This window comes from Micromonospora sp. CNZ297 (genome assembly GCF_007827625.1).
On the sequence record NZ_VISU01000002.1, the window covers coordinates 459,680 to 477,671 of the forward strand.

16 protein-coding genes are annotated in these 17,992 nt (G+C 72.6%); 3 read left to right on the plus strand and 13 right to left on the minus strand.

What is annotated here, in order from left to right:
• The first annotated feature begins 35 nt into the window (after positions 1 to 35).
• Positions 36 to 2,621 carry a hypothetical protein gene (locus FB454_RS05585; protein WP_145753042.1) on the plus strand — a complete coding sequence of 862 codons (2,586 nt, stop codon included), beginning with the start codon at positions 36 to 38 and terminating at the stop codon, positions 2,619 to 2,621.
• A 47-nt stretch (positions 2,622 to 2,668) separates the two neighbouring features.
• Here FB454_RS05585 and FB454_RS05590 read toward each other — a convergent pair whose 3' ends face one another.
• From FB454_RS05590 to fdxA, 5 genes are read right to left on the minus strand one after another with little or no spacing between them, the layout of a single operon-like run.
• Positions 2,669 to 3,316, minus strand: coding sequence for a nucleoside/nucleotide kinase family protein (locus FB454_RS05590; protein WP_145753045.1), 648 nt, complete (start codon positions 3,314 to 3,316; stop codon positions 2,669 to 2,671).
• Positions 3,316 to 3,960, minus strand: a complete 645-nt coding sequence (locus FB454_RS05595) for an SIMPL domain-containing protein (protein WP_013288433.1) — start codon at positions 3,958 to 3,960, stop codon at positions 3,316 to 3,318. Before FB454_RS05595 ends, FB454_RS05590 begins: the two co-directional genes overlap by 1 nt.
• Before the next feature lie 5 nt (positions 3,961 to 3,965).
• The gene (locus FB454_RS05600; RefSeq protein WP_145753047.1) at positions 3,966 to 4,982 is read right to left on the minus strand and encodes a prephenate dehydrogenase/arogenate dehydrogenase family protein; all 1,017 of its coding nucleotides are present in this window, start codon (positions 4,980 to 4,982) and stop codon (positions 3,966 to 3,968) included.
• A gap of 1 nt (position 4,983) precedes the next feature.
• Positions 4,984 to 6,093: a succinyldiaminopimelate transaminase gene (gene dapC / locus FB454_RS05605; protein WP_013288435.1), complete on the minus strand. Its 1,110-nt coding sequence runs from the start codon at positions 6,091 to 6,093 to the stop codon at positions 4,984 to 4,986.
• On the minus strand, positions 6,090 to 6,416 hold the full coding sequence (gene fdxA, locus FB454_RS05610; protein ID WP_007464872.1) for a ferredoxin: 327 nt from the start codon (positions 6,414 to 6,416) through the stop codon (positions 6,090 to 6,092). The genes dapC and fdxA overlap by 4 nt, the downstream gene beginning before the upstream one ends.
• A 79-nt stretch (positions 6,417 to 6,495) precedes the next feature.
• On the opposite strand from fdxA, the gene FB454_RS05615 reads away from it, so the two are divergent.
• On the plus strand, positions 6,496 to 7,506 hold the full coding sequence (locus FB454_RS05615; protein ID WP_145822602.1) for a GNAT family N-acetyltransferase: 1,011 nt from the start codon (positions 6,496 to 6,498) through the stop codon (positions 7,504 to 7,506).
• A gap of 12 nt (positions 7,507 to 7,518) precedes the next feature.
• Here the strand turns inward: FB454_RS05615 and FB454_RS05620 are convergent, their stop codons facing one another.
• The 3 genes from FB454_RS05620 to mshB all read right to left on the minus strand — a co-directional run bounded on the left by FB454_RS05620 (position 7,519) and on the right by mshB (position 9,484).
• Entirely contained in the window at positions 7,519 to 7,983 is a 465-nt protein-coding gene (locus FB454_RS05620; protein ID WP_013288437.1) for a hypothetical protein, read from the minus strand.
• A gap of 86 nt (positions 7,984 to 8,069) precedes the next feature.
• Entirely contained in the window at positions 8,070 to 8,543 is a 474-nt protein-coding gene (locus tag FB454_RS05625) for a hypothetical protein (RefSeq protein WP_412535472.1), read from the minus strand.
• A 17-nt stretch (positions 8,544 to 8,560) separates the two neighbouring features.
• Complete coding sequence (gene mshB / locus FB454_RS05630) at positions 8,561 to 9,484, minus strand: N-acetyl-1-D-myo-inositol-2-amino-2-deoxy-alpha-D-glucopyranoside deacetylase (RefSeq protein WP_174361742.1); 924 nt, start codon at positions 9,482 to 9,484, stop codon at positions 8,561 to 8,563.
• Between the two features lie 85 nt (positions 9,485 to 9,569).
• Here mshB and FB454_RS05635 point away from each other — a divergent pair, with 85 nt between their 5' ends.
• Positions 9,570 to 11,714 (plus strand): S9 family peptidase, encoded by a 2,145-nt coding sequence (locus FB454_RS05635; RefSeq protein WP_013288440.1) that lies wholly within the window; start codon positions 9,570 to 9,572, stop codon positions 11,712 to 11,714.
• A gap of 88 nt (positions 11,715 to 11,802) precedes the next feature.
• On the opposite strand, the gene FB454_RS05640 is transcribed toward FB454_RS05635, so the two are convergent.
• From FB454_RS05640 to FB454_RS05660, 5 genes are all read right to left on the minus strand, one after another.
• The gene (locus FB454_RS05640) at positions 11,803 to 13,545 is read right to left on the minus strand and encodes an ABC transporter substrate-binding protein (RefSeq protein WP_013288441.1); all 1,743 of its coding nucleotides are present in this window, start codon (positions 13,543 to 13,545) and stop codon (positions 11,803 to 11,805) included.
• 108 nt (positions 13,546 to 13,653) lie between these two features.
• Positions 13,654 to 14,640 carry an ABC transporter permease gene (locus FB454_RS05645; protein ID WP_013288442.1) on the minus strand — a complete coding sequence of 329 codons (987 nt, stop codon included), beginning with the start codon at positions 14,638 to 14,640 and terminating at the stop codon, positions 13,654 to 13,656.
• Positions 14,641 to 14,651: 11 nt separating this feature from the next.
• Positions 14,652 to 15,659, minus strand: a complete 1,008-nt coding sequence (locus FB454_RS05650) for an ABC transporter permease (protein WP_013288443.1) — start codon at positions 15,657 to 15,659, stop codon at positions 14,652 to 14,654.
• Positions 15,656 to 16,678 (minus strand): dipeptide ABC transporter ATP-binding protein, encoded by a 1,023-nt coding sequence (locus FB454_RS05655; RefSeq protein ID WP_145822603.1) that lies wholly within the window; start codon positions 16,676 to 16,678, stop codon positions 15,656 to 15,658. Before FB454_RS05655 ends, FB454_RS05650 begins: the two co-directional genes overlap by 4 nt.
• On the minus strand, positions 16,675 to 17,784 hold the full coding sequence (locus tag FB454_RS05660; RefSeq protein ID WP_145822604.1) for an ABC transporter ATP-binding protein: 1,110 nt from the start codon (positions 17,782 to 17,784) through the stop codon (positions 16,675 to 16,677). The genes FB454_RS05655 and FB454_RS05660 overlap by 4 nt, the downstream gene beginning before the upstream one ends.
• Between the last annotated feature and the right edge of the window lie 208 nt (positions 17,785 to 17,992).

Here is a 17,992-nt window from a genome sequence, read left to right on the forward strand (position 1 = left end):
CACTCTGGGTAGTAGTGCGTTTACCGGGAGGCACAATGGAACGGGTCCTCGAACTGCGGGTGCACGGGGTCTCCAACACCCCGCCGGATCAGCTGCTCGGCCTGACCGCCGGTGTCAACGGTGACGGTGCGCAACCAACACTGGTCGCCGGCGGTCAGACCACCGGCTTCTACCGGTCCAGCACCGCCGGCCGGGACGACCCGATCACGGTCGAGGCGTACAGCTGGGGGCAGTTGACCTCCGGCGCGCGGACCCGGCGGGACGTGGAACGAGCGCTGTGGACGCTGATGCTCCCTTTCGCGCTGGCGAACGTCGCGCTGCACGCCCGCGCCGGCATCCCGCCCGACCCGGACCAGGAACGCTGGGCCAGCCGGTCCGGCATCACCGCCTGGTTGATCCGCCTCTTCTGCCTGAGCCTGACCTGCACGCTCGTCGTCACAGTGACCGGCGTCGGAGTGGACCTGGTCGGCTGGCAGTGCGTGGACGCGGCCTGCCTCGGCCGGCTCCCCGGCCCGTGGGAGTTCCTCGGCGACTCCTGGTGGCGCGAGGGCACCCGGGCGCTCGCGCTGGGGCTGCTGCTGCCGCTGCTCGTGCTGGCCGCGATCGGGCTCGTCGCCTTCCGCACCTACCAGTACGAGGCGCAGATGCCCGCCGACCCGCACCACCACGCGCCGGCCCGGGAGGATGGTGAGCCGGTCGAACGACCGAACCCGCGCGAGCCCCCGCAGAACCCGCTCCAGGACCCGACGTTCTGGAACGGGGAAGGGCAACTGCGCCGGGCCGCCGTGCTGCACCTGTGCACCGGCGCCGTCAGCGCCGCAGCCGTACCGGTCGCCGCGGTGCTGATCATGGATCCGCCGCGCGGCGTACGGGCCGCCGTCGCCTGGCCCACTGTGGCGCTGCTCGCCGCCGTGGTGGTGATCGCCGTGGTCGCGGTCGCCCGTCCCTGGCTGAGCCGACGGCAGGGCGCCACCCCGCTCGGCCGGTGGAGCGCGGCGGTCGCGACGCTCACCGCGCTCGGACTGGTCGGGGCGTTCGTCCTGCTGCTGCTCCCCGACGGGACGGCCGGGCAGCCGCTGTCGGCGTACCGGCCGCCGGACGGATGCGCGGCGCAACCGGACACCGCCGGCTGTCGCGCCGACCGGTCACTGCCCGGGTACGACACCGCGATCGCCTGGCTCGTCGCGTACCAGGTGCTGTTGCTGCTCGCCATCGCCGCGGCGAACCGCTCCGGCCGCCGGGCGCTGATCGGACCCGCCACCGGGATGCTGCTGCTGCCGCTCGGCGCGACATGGATCGAACGCGGCCTGCCCGTGCTGCCCGCCGCGCCGGACGAGCTGCACACCTGGATGCTCGTCGGCCCGGCCGTCGCGCTGGCCGCCGCCGGACTGTTCCTGCCCCGTCTGCGGCCGGCGGTGCCGACCCAGCCGCTCGGCGCGTACACCGATCTCGCCTGGCATGGCTGCGCCCCGGCGGTCATCGCCGGGTTCGGCTGGATGATGGCGGTGGCGTACTGCGCCGGGCTGCTCTACTGGGTCAGCGACCGGCTCGACGCGTCGGCCGAGCCGAGCGGCCCGAGCCGGGTCGTGCCGCCACTGGCCGTCTTCTGGGCCGGGCTGGCCTGCGCGATCGGCCTGGCCGCGTTGGTCGGGGTGCTGATCCGGGCCGTCGTCCTGCTGCACCGGCTGCGCCGGGTCGAGTACGCCGGGCTGGCCGGCACACCCGGGCTGTCCGCACACGACCTGCGGCGCTGCCGCGACGTCAGCACCTACCGGGCGCTGCACCGGCTGGTCGGCGAGCACGCCGTGCGGCTCGTCGGCTGCTACGCCGCGTTCTGCGCGATCCTGGTCACCCTCTGCTGCGCCGCCGCGCTGTCCGGCGAGCGGCCCAGCCCGCTGTCCCCGTCCGGCTGGCAGACCGCCATCCACTGGACCGCCGAGCGCGGCGACACGCTCCTCGGCTGGCTGCCGGTGGTGATGGCGGCGCTCGGGCTGCTCGTCTACCGCACCGACTCGGTACGCCGCTCGGTCGGCGTGATCTGGGACGTGTGCACGTTCTGGCCCCGGGCCGCGCATCCGCTCGCGCCGCCCAGCTACGCCGAACGCGCCGTACCGGAACTCCAGACCCGGGTGGCGGGCCTGCTGGCGCTGCCGCCGCACCACGGCGACCGGATGGACGGCGTCATCCTCTCCGGGCACAGCCAGGGCACCGTCATCTGCGCCGCGGTGCTGCTGCAACTGCCCCGCCGGTGGCGGCGACGGACCTGGTTCTTCTCCTACGGCTGCCAGCTCACCCGGCTCTACGGGCGGGTCTTCCCGTCCTACTTCGGGCCGGAACGGCTGCGGGCGCTGGCCGGCGCGCTCACCTGGCCCGGCGGGCACGTGGCCTGGACGAACTTCTGGCGGGACACCGACCCGCTGGGCTGGCAGGTCAGCGCCGGCCAGCGGGACGTGCCGGTGGCCGACCCGGAGGCGCTGCACCCGTCCGGCGGCGAGGTCGCCGACCCGCCCATCCGCAGCCACAGCGGTTATCCGGAGTCGGTGGAGTTCACCCGCGAGCGCGCGGTGGTGTCCCGGCTGCTGCGCCGCACCGTGCCGTCACCCCGGCAGCGGACCGGCTGACCTCGCCCGGCCTCCCGCCCGCGACGGACCGGCGCCCCGGCCCGGCGTCACGCCTGCGGCGGGTCGGCCAGGCGTACCACCAGGTCGGCGTGCCCGGCCGTGCCGGCGACCCGCCGGGCGTTCTCCTCGTCGCTGCCCAGAGCCCACGCGCGGGCCTGCTCCGGCGACTTCCCGTACGCCTCGTGGCGCGCGGTGAGCCGGCGCAGCCGCAGCTCCGCGTCCAGGTCCAGGAACCAGATCTGGTGTACGAGCGTGCGTACCTCCTCCCACGGGTCGTCCCGCAGCAGCAGGTAGTTGCCCTCGGTGACCACCAGGCGCACCTCGGGCGGCACCTCGATCGCCCCGGCGACCGGTTCCTCCAGGTCGCGGCGGAACTCCGGCGCCCACACCGACGTCGGTTCCACCCGGCGCAACCGGCGTAGCGTGGAGACGAAGCCGTTGACGTCGAACGTGTCCGGCGCGCCCTTGCGGTCGGCCCGGCCGAGCCGCGCCAGCGCCGACCCGGCCAGGTGGAACCCGTCCATCGGGACCAGCCGGGCGACCGGGCCGAGCGCGGCCACGATCCGTTCCGCCAGCGTGGACTTGCCCGCGCCGGGCGCGCCCGCGATGCCGAGCAGCTGACGCGGGCCGTCCTCGGCCAGCGCCCGCGCCCGGGCGACGAGTTCGTCGAGCGAGAGCACCTCCGCCTGTGGCATCAGCCCAGCACCGGCTCGCTGATGGTGAACCGCGCCTCGACCGCCGCCTGCACCGGCTGCGGCGCCGGGTCCAGCTCCAGCTCGCGCTCCGGCTCGCCGGAGCGCGAGTACGCCGCCCCGACCATCATCATCGGCGGCCCGGCGCTCATCCCGGTGTCGGACAGCTCACGCAACGCGATCACCTGGGCGCCGAGCGCCTCGGCGTACTCCCGGGCCCGGACCAGCGCGTCGGCGATCGCGGCCTGCCGCGCCTCCCGGTAGGCCGGGCTGTCCGGACGCAGCGACCACACCGGCCCGGCCACCTCGACCTGCTCCTGGTCGGCCAGGCGGAGCATCAGGTCACCGAGCGCGGTGAAGTCGGTGGTCGTCACTGTGGTGCTCACGCTGCCCTGGTAGGCCACCACCCGCTCGCCGGCGCGCTTCGTCACCGGCCAGACGTGGACCTGGCCGGTCTCCCGGCGCTCCACCACGGGCCCGGCCGCGTCGAGCAACGCGCGCACCGCGGCGGCCCGTTCGGCCAGCCGGGTCAGTGTGGTCTCCCGGTCCCGGTCGCGCGCCACCGCTGTCACGGTGAACCGGGCCAGCTCGGGAGCCACCTCCCGGTACGCCTCACCGCGTACCGCCACGACCGGTGCGTCAGCCATGCCGCTCAGCCTAACGGCGGGGTGGCCGGCAGGTGCCCCATGTAGGTGACCGCGCCGGCCGCCTCCCGCACCTCGCTCAGGTGACCGCCCGCCGCGCCCAGTTCCCGCAGGTACGCCAGCTCCCCCGCGTGGTCGGCGGCCGCCGGGAACTCCCGCCGGTGCGCGCTGAACACGCGTGCCCGCAGCGTGGAGCGGACGTCCCGCCCCTCGGCGAACCGGTCGGCCAGCGCACCGGCGTCGCCGGCGCGCAGCGCCTCGGTCAGCTCGGTCAGGAACGCGCCGAGCGCGTCCAGCTCGGCGAGCACGCGGTCCCGGTTGCCGAGCAGCATGTTCGCGGTCCGCTCGGGTGGCCCGCCGGCGACCCGGGTGCCGTCGGAGAAGCTGCCGGCGGCGAGCGTCAGCACCGCGTCCCGCAACGCCGACCGGTGCACGGTGCCGGCCAGCGCGCCCGCCAGCACGTGCGGTACGTGCGAGGCGAGCGCGGCGGCGCCGTCGTGCTCCGGGGCGGACATGGGCACCACCCGGGCGTGGAAGACGTCCACCAGCAGCACTGCCAGCCGCCGGAACGCGCCCAGGCCGGTCGGCCCCGGGCAGAGCACCCAGGCGGCGCCGTCGAGCAGGTCCGGGCCGGCCGCGGCCGCGCCGGCCCGGTCCGCGCCGGCCATCGGATGGCCCGGCACGAAGCGGTGCCCGAGCCCCTGAACGGTGGCGGCGGTGCTCACCTCGGCCTTGACGCTGCCCACGTCGGTGAGCACGCAGTCGTCGTCGGTCACGGCGGCGACCCGGGCCAGTGTCGTCGGCAGCGTGGGCAGCGGGCCGCAGAGGAACACCACGTCCCGGCCGGTGACCGCCTCCTCGACCGTGTCGGGCACGTCGACGCCCCGGTCGCGTACCTGCCGGCGGGCCGCCGGATCGGGATCCCAGCCGGCGACGTCGAGCCCGGCGTCGCGCAGCCGCAGCAGCACCGAACCGCCGATCAGCCCGGTGCCGACCACCGCTGCCCGCGCCAGCCCGCCCGCCACGTCAGGCCCCGGCGAGCCGCCCGGCCACCGCGTCCACGTGCTCGTCGGACTCGGTGAGGGCCACCCGGACGTGCCGGGCGCCGGCCGGGCCGTAGAAGACACCGGCGGCCACCAGGATGCCCCGGCGGGCCAGCCGGTCCACGGTCTCCCAGCAGTCCTCGTCCCGGGTGAGCCAGAGGTAGAGCCCGGCCTCCGAGTGCTCGACTGTGAAACCCGCGGCGGTGAACGCCTCGCGCAGCTTCTCCCGCCGGACGCGGTAGCGCTCGCGCTGGGCGTCGGCGTGCTCCTGGTCGCCGAGCGCGGCCACCATGGCGGCCTGCACCGGGGCGGGCACGATCAGGCCCGCGTGCTTACGGATCTTGAGCAGCTCGGCCACCAGCGCCGGATCGCCCGCGACGAACCCGGCCCGGTAGCCGGCCAGGTTGGAGCGCTTGGACAGCGAGTGCACCGCCAGCACACTGTCGTACGAGCCACCGCACACCTCGGGCGAGAGCACCGAGACGGGCTCGGCGTCCCAGCCCAGCGGCAGGTAGCACTCGTCGCTGGCGACCACCGCGCCGCGCTCGCGCGCCCACTCGACCACCTTGCGCAGGTGGGCGGCGGGCAGCACGCGGCCGGTCGGGTTGCCCGGCGAGTTGACCCAGACCAGGCGGACCCGGGGATCCGGGCCCAGCGCGGTCAGCGAGTCGGTGCGTACCGTCGTCGCGCCGGCCAGCCGGGCCCCGTCCTCGTAGGTCGGGTAGGCCACCGACGGCACCACGACCACGTCACCTGGGCCGAGCCCGAGCAGGGTGGGCAGCCCGGCCACCAGCTCCTTGGAGCCGATCGTCGGCAGCACACCCAGGCCGTCGACGCCCGCACCGCAGGCCCGCGCGACCCAGCCCGCGATCGCGTTCCGCAGGGCGGGCGTACCGGCGGTCAGCGGGTAGCCCGGTGCGTTGGACGCGTCGGCCAGGGCCTGCCGGATCAGGTCTGGCACCGGGTCGACCGGCGTGCCCATCGACAGGTTGATGAGACCGTCCGGGTGCGCCGCGGCCGTGGCGGCCGCGGCGTCCAGGGTGTCCCAGGTGAAGTCGGGCAGCCGTGCCGAGACCGGCGTGCGCCGGTTCAGTGGCCCTCGCCGCGCGGCGGCTGCGCGGCGACGAAGGTGGCGTCCTTCTCCACCTTGCCGATCTTCGAGGCGCCACCGGGCGAGCCCAGGTCCTCGAAGAACTCGTAGTTGGCCCCGGTGTAGTCCTTCCACTGCTCCGGGACGTCGTCCTCGTAGAAGATCGCTTCCACCGGGCAGACCGGCTCACAGGCACCACAGTCGACGCACTCGTCGGGGTGGATGTAGAGCATCCGGTTGCCCTCGTAGATGCAGTCGACCGGGCACTCCTCGATGCATGCCTTGTCGAGCACATCCACGCACGGCTCGGCGATGATGTAGGTCACCGGTCTTCTCCTCCGCAAGACTCGTCGCGATCAACCGCAACGGTAAGAGCCTAGTATCTCGCCGGGGAGGGGGTCGATCGTGCTCCGACAGCAGGACGTGGGACACCGGATCGTGGTCCGCCGGATTGTGGGGATTCGCGAGGGCCGCACGCTGTTCTCCGACGCGCTCGGCGAGCTCGTGGAGCTGAGCGAGACCCACATCACTCTGTCCACCGACGCCGGGCCGCTGCGCGTACCGGTGGCCGAGGTGCACCGGGCAAAGCGGGTGCCACCGGCCCGGCGGCCCACCGCCGCCGCCGTGGTCGCGCTGGAGCTGGCCGCCGACGAGGCGTGGCCCGCACCGGTACGCGGACGGCTCGGCGACTGGCGGCTGCGCTGGGCCGACGGCTGGACCGGGCGGGCGAACAGCGCGCTACCCGTCGGCGACCCGGACCGCCCGCTGCCCGCCGCGCTGGACGCGGTGCAGCGCTGGTACGCCGAGCGCGGCGGGTCCGCCCTGGTGAACACCCCGCTGCCGCTGGCCGCCCCGGTCGGCGCGGAGCTGGACGCACGCGGCTGGACGTCCCGGCCCCCGGTGCTGGTCCAGACCGTCCCGCTGCGCACCCTGACCGTGCCGCCCGCTGTTCCGCTGCCGACCTCCACCCCGCTGCCGGCCGACGCCCCCGCCGGCGTCCCCGCGGATGTGCCGCCGGTGACGCTGACGGACGCGCCCGCCGACGACTGGCTGGCGATCGCCGCCGGCCGCAAGGGCGGGCTGCCGGACGCCGCCCGGCAGGTGCTCACCGGGACGCCCCGGGTCCGCTTCGCCGAACTGCGCGAGGACGGCCGGCTGCTCGCGGTCGGGCGGGGCACGGTGACCGGCGCAGGCCGCTGGCTCGGCGTCAGCCTGCTGGAGACGGTGCCGGAGGCACGCCGTCGAGGGCTCGCCGCCACTGTCGTACGCGCCCTGGCCGGCTGGGGCGCCGCTGAGGGCGCCACCCACGCGTTCCTCCAGGTCGAACAGAGCAACAGCGGCGCTGTGGCGCTCTACCGCGGGCTCGGCTTCACCACCCACCACACCTACCTGACCCGGGTCGCCCCGGCGGCCTGAGCGGCGCTCCGGTCAGCGCCGGACGATCCTGCGGGGCCGGGTGCGCTTCATCTCGGCGTACCGCTTGAGCTGGCGGGACCGGTAGTCCCGGCCCAGCGCGGTCAGGATCAGGTAGCCGACCAGCACGCCCGCCGCGGTGGCCGCGAGATAGAGCCAGATCTGGGCGAAGAACAGGCCCGCGCCGCCGCCGAACGGGTTCTCCCCGACCAGCAGCGGACCGACGAACACGGTGAGCGCCAGCGCGACCGCGACCGCGGCGGCCAGGTCGCCGGCCCAGCGGCCCAGCGGCCGGTCGGCGCCCCACCGGAACGCGGTGCCCGCCAGGATCAGCCCGATGACCAGGAACATGGCGAGCGAGACGCGGCCGGAGGCGGTGTCGTCGTCCGGGAACGCGAGTTTGATGACCAGCCGGGCCACCACGTTCACCCCGAACAACGCGGCCGCCAGCACGCCTACCGCACGCCACCGCTGACCCATCGCACGCCTCCCGCCGTACCGCCCGCTCCCTCGGCGGGCCTCCTGGCAGGAATGTCTACCACCGCGAGCTGTGCGGCGTCAGCACCTCACCGTGCGTCGGGCGGCGTCACCAGGTGCCGGAAGCCCAGCACCGCGAACGTGACCGCGCCGGCCACGATCAACGCGAGGCCGAGCACGTTGTCACCGGCGAGCGCCAGATCGCCCTCGACGGTCCGGAACCCCCCCACCACGATCACCAGGAACCACGGCAGCGCGCCGAGCGCCACCGCCCAGCGCGTACCCGTCGACCGGTGGGCGAACCGGCCCAGCAGCACAGTGGTCGCCACCACCGCGACGACGCCGGCAGCCACCAGGCCGACACCGAGAAGCGCCCGCAGCCCGCCGGAGCGGCCCTGCACGGTCTCCCAGGCCCAGGTCGCGAAGATCAGGTCGAGCAGCGCCAGCAGGACGCCGGCCCAGACCGTCACGACGCCGCCGGCCACCCGCAGCGCGCGGTCGAGCACCCGCTCCGCCGGGCTCGGCGTGGCGGCCGTCGGCGGCTGCTCGGGAAGGGTCGACACGGGTACGGCCGGCAGCGTCACCGGAGACCGGCCGCCGCGACCGGGGACCGCTGCGTACCGTCCAGGGCGATGCCGGCGAAGAGGTCGTCCTCCCAGCCGTACGGGCCGGCGCCCGGCCCCTTCTCGCCGACCGCGAGCGTGAAGTACTCGACGCCCATGAACTCGCCGCCGAAGTTGCCGGCGATCGAGTAGAGCCAGGAGTTCGCCGGGATCTGGGTGGCGTGGGCGCGCATCGCCGCCTCCTTGGCGGCGTGCTGGTCGGTGCCGTCGATCCGGGCGGCGATCTCCGCGTCCGGCGTGCCGAACGGCAGCTCGTCGGCGCTCTCGATGCCGGCGAACGGATTGTCCGAGGACTCGGTGAACGTCTCCAGGCCCGCGTCGAGGACGCTGCGCGGCATCGCCGTCCAGTAGACCTTCGCCGGGGCGATCCCCTCGGCCGCGGCCAGCTCCACCGCCCGCATCGCCACCCGGTGCGCCTGGATGTGGTCGGGGTGGCCGTAGAAGCCGTCCGGATCGTACGTGACGAGAACCTGGGGACGGACCTCGCGGATGACCTCCACCAGGTACCCGGCGGCGGTGTCCAGGTCGGCCTGCCAGAACGCCCGGGGGTGCTCGTTGGTGGCCAGGCCCATCATGCCGGAGTCACGGTAGCGGCCCGCCCCGCCGAGGAACCGGTGGTCGGTCACGCCGAGCACGGCGCAGGCGGCCGCCAGCTCACCGATCCGGTAGCCGCCGAGCTGGTCCGCCTCGGCCGCGCCGAGCTGCGCCAGGGCCGGGACGTGGATCTCGCCCTCCTCGCCCAGCGTGCAGGTCACGAGCGTGACGTGGGCACCGGTGGCGGCGTAGTGCGCCATCGTCGCGCCGGTGCCGATCGACTCGTCGTCGGGATGCGCGTGGACCAGCAGAAGGCGTCGGTCGGGCAGGGTCGTCACGCCCGTCACTCTAACCGGCGGTCCTGCCCGCTCGACGGTGATGCGTCCGCCCAGGTCGGCCACATCACCTCCGGCGCCCGCCTACTCTGCAGGCGTGGACTTTCCCGAGCTGGCCGCCCGTACCCGTCGGTTCAGCCACGGGGCGCCGCGCGCCGTCACCGTCGCGGGCGACGGCGCCCGGGTGATCTTCCTGCGTTCCGCGGGACCGGAGGACCCGGCCGACGCGCTCTGGCTGCTCGACGTCGACAGCGGCGAGGAACGACTGGTCGCGGACCCGGCGGTGCTGCTGGGCACGGACGCCGAGCCGGCCCGCCTCGCCCCCGGGGAACGGGCGCTGCGCGAGCGGTTGCGGCTCAGCTCCGGCGGCATCGGCTCGTACGCGCTGGACTCGGCCGGCCGGGTCGCCGCGTTCGCGCTGGCCGGGCGGCTGTTCCGGGCCGACCTGGTGCACGGCGACGTGATCGAGGTGGCAGCGATCGGGCCGGTGATCGACCCGCGGCCCGACCCGGCCGGTGAGCGGCTGGCGTACGTCACCGACGCCGCCGAGGGGGTGCGCCGGGGTCAGTTGCGGGTGGTGGAGCCGGACGGTACGGACAACCTGCTCGCCGGTGAGGACAGCGGTGTCACCTGGGGTCTGGCCGAGCACATCGCGGCCGAGGAGTTCCACCGCTACCGGGGCTACTGGTGGGCGCCGGACGGGCGCAGCGTGCTGGCCGCCCGGGTCGACGAATCACGCCTGGAACGCTGGTACCTGCACGACCCGGCCGACCCGGCGAGCCCGCCGACGTCGCTCGCGTACCCCGTGGCGGGTGGGCCGAACGCGGAGGTGAGCCTGCACCTGCTCGACCTCGACGGCGGCTGGGTCGACGTGCACTGGGACCGCGAGACCTATCCGTACCTGAGTTCCGTGGACTGGACCGAGGGCGGGCCGCTGATCACGGTGCTGCGCCGCTCGCAGCAGCACGGCCTGGTGCTCGCGGTGGACCCGCGCACCGGGGAGACGCAGGTGCACGCCGAGCTGGCCGACCCGCGCTGGGTGGAGCCGATCCCCGGCACCCCGGCGCACCTGCCCGACGGGCGGGTGCTGGTCGGCGGCGAGCTGGCCCACGACGGGTACGACGCGCGTTGCCTGTTCGCCGACGGCACGCTGCTCACCCCGCCGTCGCTGTACGTGCGGCGGGTGGTCGGGCGGCTGCCGAACGGCCCGAACGCGGCGGCCGACCTGCTGGTGGAGGCGAGCGAGGGCGAACCGAGCCAGCGTCACCTCTACCGGGTGCGCACCACGATCGGCGGCGGCATGGACGCCCGCCGGATGGGCAGCGACCCCGGCTGGCACACCGCCTCGATCGGCGGGTCGACGCTGGCCGTGGGCATCGCGTCGCTGGAGCACGCCGGCGTCCGCTGGCGGGTGTGGCACGGCGACCGCGAGGTCGGCGAACTGCGCTCGTTCGCCGCCACCTGCTCGTACGCGCCGCGGCCGACGATGGTCCGGGTGACCGACCGGCGGCTGCCCAGCGCCGTGCTCTACCCGGCCGAGCACGTCAAGGGCACCCGGCTGCCGGTGCTGCTGGACGTGTACGGCGGCCCCGGCCACCAGGAGGTGGTCGCGGCCCGCAGCGTCTGGCTGGAACGGCAGTGGTGGGCCGAGCAGGGCTTCGCGGTGGTCACCATCGACAACCGGGGTACGCCGGGCATCGCGCCGTCGTTCGAGAAGGCGATCCACAGGCGGGTCGCCGACGTGATCCTCACCGACCAGGTGGACGCGCTCACCGCGCTCGCCGACAAGCACCCGGATCTGGACCTGGGACGGGTGGCGGTGCGCGGCTGGTCATTCGGCGGCTGGCTGGCCGGGCTCGCGGTGCTGCGGCACCCGGAGTTGTTCAAGTGCGCGATCGTCGGCGCGCCGGTCACCGACTGGGCGCTGTACGACACCGCGTACAGCGAGCGCTACCTGGGCATGCCGGACGACGGGATGGACGTGTACGCCCACCACTCGCTGGTCGAGCTGGCCGCAGAGCCGCTCGGCGATCCGGCGCAGGCCCGGCCGATGCTGCTGGTGCACGGCCTGGCCGACGACAACGTGCTGGCTGCGCACACGCTGCGGCTGTCCGCGGCGCTGCTGGCGACGGGCCGCCCGCACGCGGTGCTGCCGCTGACCGGCGCGAGCCACCTGGCCGCCGGCGGCGTGTCCGAGCGCCTGCTCCGGCTGGAGCTCGACTTCCTCCGCCGCTACTTGTAAGGAAGGGCCCCCTTTTAACGCCTGCGGTAGAGGAAGGGCCCCTTGTTAACGCCTCGCGTTAACAAGGGGCCCTTCCTTCACCTACGGGCTACTGCTTGACGTACGCGTTGACGAAGTTCGGGTAGCCGAACACGGAGGAGATGAACACCCCGCCCGCCTTGGAGCCGTGCACGTTGTACGCCACGTCCACGTAGAGCGGCACCACAGGAGCGTGCTCCTTCATGATCCGCTCGTCGAGCTTGCCCCACTCCGGGCCCTGCTCGGACGGCGGCAGCGCCAGGATCCGGTCCATCTCGGCGTTGATCGCGTCGTCGTTGAAGTACGACTGGTTGCTGTTGCCCTCGGCCTTGATGGTCCGGCCGTCGTAGAGCACCGGCAGGATCGACGCGCCGCTCGGCCAGTCCGCCGCCCAGTTACCGATGTACAGGTCCCAGGGGTTGTTCTTCTTCTTGACCTCGTCCAGCTTCGCGTCGTCCGGGATGTTCCGGACGGTGATCTTGAAGCCGGCACGCTCCAGGTTGCCCTTGAGCTGGACCGCCTCCGCCTGCTCGGTCGTGTTGTCGGCGACGCCGAGGACCAGCTCGGGCGTCTGGCCGCCGAGCAGTTCCTTGGCCTTCTCCACGTTGCCGTTTGCGCCGGCCGGGTACGCGTCGTACGCCTTGTAGCCGATGGTCGACGGCGGCATCAGCGTGGTGATCGGCTGCGCGACGGTCTGGCCGCCGAGCGCCTTGACCAGGCCCTCGCGGTCGATCGCGTAGTTGAGCGCCTGGCGGATCTTCAGGTCCTTGACCCGCTGGGTGTTGATCACGAGCTGGTTGGCGCTCGGGGTCGGGGACAGCAGCGTGCGGGACTTCAGCGCCGGGTCACCGGCGACCTTGGCCACGAGCGAGGCAGGCACCGAGTTGAACGCCAGCGCGCTCTGGTCGGCGCCGTTGTCCGCGATCACCCGGTTGTTGGCGGCGTCGGCGGTCGGCCCGAAGCTCCACACGAACTGGTCCGGGTACTGGTGCCGCACCGGGTCGGTCTTCGCGTCCCAGTTCGGGTTGCGGTCGAGCGTGAGCTGCACTCCGACCTGATTCTTCGCGATCTTGTACGGGCCGGACGAGAACGGCTTCTGGTCCAGGTTGACCCCGGTGTCCTTCTCCGGCTTGAGCGGCGCCGTGGTGGGCAGCGAGACCGCGAACGGCAGGTCGCAGCGCGGCTTGGCGAACTCGAAGCGCAGCGTCTTGTCGTCCGGCGTGGTCAGGCCCGGCGGCAGCGACGTCTTGTTCTTCTTGAAGTCCCACTTGGTGTCGTACTGCGCGGTGTCGGCCAGCCACTCCTGGATGTAGGTGGGGCCGCCGGTGAGGTCCGGGTCGAAGGAGCGGGCGATGCCGTACGCGATCTCCTTCGAGGTGATCGGGCTGCCGTCCTCGAACTTCACCCCGTCCTTGATGGTGAATTCCCAGACCTTGCAGTCGTTGTTGACGTTCTTGCCCGGCGTCTCGGCCAGGTCACCCACGAGGACCAGGCCACCCTTGCCGTCGTCCTTCCAGGTGGTCAGGTAGCGGGCGAAGAGCGGGTTGGCCATCAGACCGGCGAACGAGTACGTCCGCTGCGGGTCCAGGTGGGAGATGGGGGTCTCCCGGATGATGGTGAACGTCCCGCCCTTGGCCGCGCCGTCGATCTCGGCGGCCGGTCCCTGCGAGTCCTTGGGGTCGGTCGCGATGACCCCGGTCTGCTGCCGGTTGCCGTCCACCTTGGTGCCTTCGCCCGTGTTCTCCGAGCAGGCACCGAGTGCCACAACCAGTGCGATGGCGCCGCCAGCGGCGGCCGCTGCGCGTGGTCGCATGTCCTACCTCCTCCACCCGTGCGCCGAGCGCATCCGCCGACGTCCCGAGGATCGTAAAGAAGAAAAGCTACGAGTTGGATAACAGTTGTCGATAAATTTCGTCGCGGTTCAGCCGAGCCGTACCCGCGGGTCGATCACCGCGTAGAGCAGGTCCACCACCACGTTCGCCAGCACCACGAAGACCGCCGCGATCAGCACGGTCGCCATGATCGTCGGCAGGTCGCCCGAGCGGACCGCGTCGACAGCGGTACGCCCCATCCCGTTCAGACCGAATGTCGTCTCGGTGATCACCGTGCCGCCCAGCGCTCCGCCCACGTCCAGACCGGCGATCGTCACCACCGGTGTGATCGCGGCGCGCAGCGCGTGCCGGCCGTACACCTTGCGTTTGGCCAGGCCCTTCGCCCGCGCGGTCCGGACGAAGTCCTCCGAGAGTGTCTCCAGCATCTGCGCCCGGGACAGTCGCGCGTAGATCGCGGAGAAGAGGAACGCCAGCGCCACCCACGCCAGCACCAGCCCGCTCGTCCACTTCAACGGATTGTCGAACAACGAGGTGTAGCTCGGCACCGGCAGCAGGCGCAGGTTGTAGACGAAGACGATGAGCAGCACCGCGCCGACGAAGTAGAGCTGCAACGAGGCGCCGGTGAGCGAGAAGCCGATCGCCGCCCGGTCCAGCCAGCTGCCCCGGCGCAGCGCCGAGAGCATGCCCAGGCCGACGCCGAGCAGCAGCCACAGGATCGCCGCCGGGATGACGATGCTCAGCGTCACCGGCAGCACCCGGGCGATGGTGTCGGAGACCGCCTCGTTCGACACGTACGACCAGCCGAGGCAGGGGGCGTCGCACCGGCCGCCCTGGGCGCTGCCCAGGTCCCGGCCGGTGAAGATGCCCTTCATGTAGCCGGCGTACTGGCTGATCAGCGGGTCACGCAGGCCCAGCTCCTGGCGGACCCGCTCCAGTCGCTCCGGGTTGCAGTTCTTCGGGCACATGCCGGTGACCGGGTCGCGGGGTAGCGCGAAGAACATCAGGAAGCTGAGCACGCTCACCGCGAACAGCGTGAGCGCGGCGGACAGCAGCCGGCGGATGAGGAATCGCGTCATGGGCCGGCCTCCTACCGGGACGACTTCGGGTCGAGCGCGTCGCGCAGCGCGTCACCGAAGAGGTTGAAGGCGAACACGAGCGCGAAGATGGTGATGCCCGGGAAGAAGACGTACGCCGGGTCGGTCTGCAGGTAGTCGAGACTGCGGTAGATCATGCGGCCGAAGCTCGGCGTCTCGTCGGTGAGGCCGACGCCGATGAACGACAACGCGGCCTCGCTGGTGATGTACTGCGGCACCGCGAGCGAGAAGGCGACCAGGATCGGCGCCCAGGCGTTCGGCAGCAACTGGCGGAACAGCATGTGCCCGAGACCCGCGCCGCTGGCCCGTGCCGCCTCCACGAACTCGCGTTCGCGCAGCGCGATGATCTGGCCCCGGACCAGCCGGGCCGTACCGGTCCAGCCGAACAGGGCGAAGATCGCGATGAGCACACCGATCTGGAAGTACGCCGGCACGGCCTCGCGCTGTCCGTAGAAGCGCAGCGCGACGGTCGGCATCAGGGCCAGCGCGATGATCAGGAACGGCATGGCCAGGGTCAGGTCGGTGATCCAGTTGATCACCGTGTCCAGCCAGCCGCCCAGGTAACCGGCGAGCGTCCCGAGCGTCACACCGATCACCGCGGTCAGCACGGCCGCCGCGAACGCGATGAACAGCGACGTCCGCAGCCCGTGCACCATCCGGATGAAGATGTCCCGGCCGAGACCGGGTTCCAGGCCGAACCAGTGCTCACCGGTCACGCCGCCGGCGTAGCCCAACGGCATGCCGTAGCCGTCGAGGCGGCTCTGGAACTGCTCCTTCGGCCCCACCCCGTACAGCGCCTCGATGAGCGGCACGGCGAGCGCGACGAGCACGAAGAACGCCAGCAGGCCGCCGCTGATCAGCGCGGTGCGGTCCCGCTTGAGCCGCGCGAGGGCGAGCTGGCCGGGTGACCGGCCGACGAACTCCTTCTTACCGCTCTCGTCGCCCTCGCCGGGCGACTCGATCTCGGCGAGCGCGACGCCCTCGACCGGCGACAGGCTCATTGGGACACCTCCACGGGTTCGCCGGTCGGCACGCCGACCGGTCCGCTCTCCGGGTAGTGGCAGGCGGCGAGCTGTCTGCCGTCGTGGCGGGTGGTCAGGGCGGGTTCTTCGGTGGCGCACCGGTCGGTGGCCTTCCAGCAGCGGGTACGGAACCGGCAGCCCGACGGCGGGTTGAGTGGCGTGGGCACGTCTCCGGTGAGACGGATCCGTCCGGCGGGCCCGAGCGTGGTGACGTCCGGGATCGCCGACAGCAACGCCCGGGTGTACGGGTGCTGTGGCCGCGTGTAGATGGTGTCGCGGTCGCCGATCTCGACGATCTTGCCGAGGTACATGACGGCGACGCGGTGGCAGAAGTGCCGCACGACGGCGAGGTCGTGGGCGATGAACACGAACGCCAGGTCGAGATCTTGTTGCAGGCTGCGGAGCAGGTTGATGACCTGCGCCTGGATGGACACGTCGAGGGCGGAGACGGGTTCGTCGGCGACGATGAGTTTGGGTTTGAGGGCGAGGGCGCGGGCGATGCCGATGCGCTGGCGTTGCCCGCCGGAGAACTCGTGCGGATACCTGTTGTAGTGCTCCGGGTTCAGGCCCACGAGTTCGAGCAGCTCCTGGACGCGTTTCTTGACGCCGCCGGGTGGGGTGATGCGGTTGACCTGCAACGGCATGGCCACGATCCGCCCGACCGTGTGGCGGGGGTTCAACGACGCGTACGGGTCCTGGAAGATGATCTGCAGGTCCTGCCGCAACCCGCGCAGCTCACCACGCCCCGCGTGGGTGATGTCCCGCCCCGCGAAGGTGATCGACCCGGCGGTGGGCTCCAACAGCCGCACCAGCATCCGCCCGGTCGTGGTCTTCCCACACCCCGACTCCCCCACCAGTCCGAGGGTCTCGCCCGGCCGCACGTCGAAGTCCAACCCGTCCACCGCCCGCACCGCACCCGTGCTGCGCAGCCCTTGCCGGACGGGGAAGTGCTTGGTCAGCCCCCGCACGGACAGCAGCGGCTCGGTCTCGGTGCTCATCGGGCCACCCCCACCTGGGCTACCTCGTCGCGGTAGATCCGCTCCCGATCCCCCGCCGACAGATGGCAGGCGACCAGGTGACCCGGCGATCCGGCCTCCCGCAGCTCGGGCACCTCGGCGCGGGACCGGTCGCCGTTCACGTCGGCCCACCGGCACCGCGGATGGAACGCACACCCGGACGGCAGGTTGATCAACGACGGCGGGTTACCCGGAATCGGCAGCAGGTCCGCGTCCGCGTCCGCGTCACCGTGCAACGACGGCACACTCGACAACAACCCCCACGTGTACGGATGCTGCGGCGCCCGCAACACCCGCTCCACACTCCCGTGCTCCACCGCCCGGCCCGCATACATCACCAACACGTCATCAGCCACCTGACTGACCACACCCAGGTCATGCGTGATCAACACGATCGCCGACCGGAACTCCTCCTGCAAATCGGCAAGCAGATCCAGGATCTGCGCCTGCACCGTCACATCCAACGCCGTCGTCGGCTCATCCGCGATCAGCAGATCCGGATCGTTCACCAACGCCATCGCGATCATCGCCCGCTGCCGCATCCCACCCGAGAACTCATGCGGATACTGATCGAACCGCCGCGCCGGCTGCGGAATCCCCACCCGGCCCAACATGTCCACCGCCCGGCTGCGGGCCTCGCGTCTGCCGGCCCTCGGATGATGCACCCGGTACGCCTCAGCGATCTGCCTACCCACCGAGTAGTACGGATGCAACGCCGACAACGGATCCTGGAAGACCATCGCCATGTCCCGGCCCCGCAGCCGCCGCACCTCCTCCTCACCCAACCCCACCAGCTGACGCCCACCCACCGAGATCTCCCCCGAGATGGTCGTCCGCTTCGCGTTGTGCAAACCCAGGATCGCCAGCGACGTCACGCTCTTACCGGAACCGGACTCCCCCACGATCCCCAGCGTGCGACCCCGCTCCACGGCGAACGACACACCGTCCACGGCCCGCACCACACCGTCCTCGGTGTCGAACCGCACCCGCAGATCTCTGACCTGGAGATAGGGCCCGTCGCCGGAGCGCTGCTCCGGCACCTCCGGGCGGTCCGGCTCCCCGGACGGCACCGCCTCCGACCTGCCCATTGACCGCCTCCCCTTCGGTGATGAAGAGAACTTACAGGAAATCCCCAGAGGCGAAAATAAGCTACATCGAGCGGCCTGTCAGCGGCCTGAGCGTAACGACTGGGTTTCCGTCTCGCACCCCCGTCACCTGGGACATCCACGCCCGCGACTGGCCGTCGTCGCCTCGTCGCCGCACTTGTGGTGCGACGATGGTCCCGGCGACGAAGGG